Source organism: Protofrankia sp. CiP1_Cm_nod4 (assembly GCF_982290645.1).
In genome coordinates, this window is record NZ_CEVIVC010000248.1 from 1 (window position 1) to 664 (window position 664).

The window sequence follows — 664 nt, forward strand, 5'->3', positions numbered from 1 at the left end:
TGTTAGGCGACATGCAAGATGCCGACGACGGAGGCTGCGGCGTCATTGACGGTGCTGATGGTGGTGGGCTGGCGTTGGGTTGAGGTGGGCGGTCATGGGCGACGACAGCGTGCCGACGAACAGCGTTTCTGATCTTTCGCTGTGATGCCTCGGGTGGGTGCGTGTCTGGCCTCGGGCGGCGACGGCGGAGGGTGGCGGCGAGCGGGTCGCTGCGGATGGTGATGTCTGGTTTGTGACCGTGGGATGGGTGTCCGGTTTGTCAACGGCGTCACTGTGAGCGATGTCGGGACAGGGGAACGGCCCTTCCCCGTAAAAGTCCTTGGCGGGAAACCCGGGGAAGGGCCGTGAGGCGCCTGGAGGGCGCGGTGCTCACGGTAAATGCTGACCGGGGTGTGGTCGAGCGGCAGCTTCGGGCGGGTGAGCTGGCCTGCCGGGATTGCGGCGGGGTGCTCGGTGGGTGGGGCTGGTCGATACGGCGGCCGGTGCGGGATCTCGGCTGGGCGACGCTGTGGCTACAGCCCCGGCGGGCGCGCTGCGCGGGCTGTGGACGCACGCATGTGCTGTTGCCGGTGGTGGTGCTGGCGCGCCGTGCGGATGTGGTGGCGGTGATCTGGGCGGCGTTGGCTGCGGCGGCCGGCGGGCTTGGCGCGCGTGGCGTCGCGCG

At 70.0% G+C, this 664-nt stretch carries 1 protein-coding gene; it reads left to right on the forward strand.

What is annotated here, in order from left to right; all coding sequences use genetic code 11:
* Positions 1–392: 392 nt before the first annotated feature.
* The coding region (locus AC5LSR_RS23650; RefSeq protein WP_493469056.1) for a DUF6431 domain-containing protein at positions 393–664 on the forward strand (272 nt) is incomplete at its 3' end.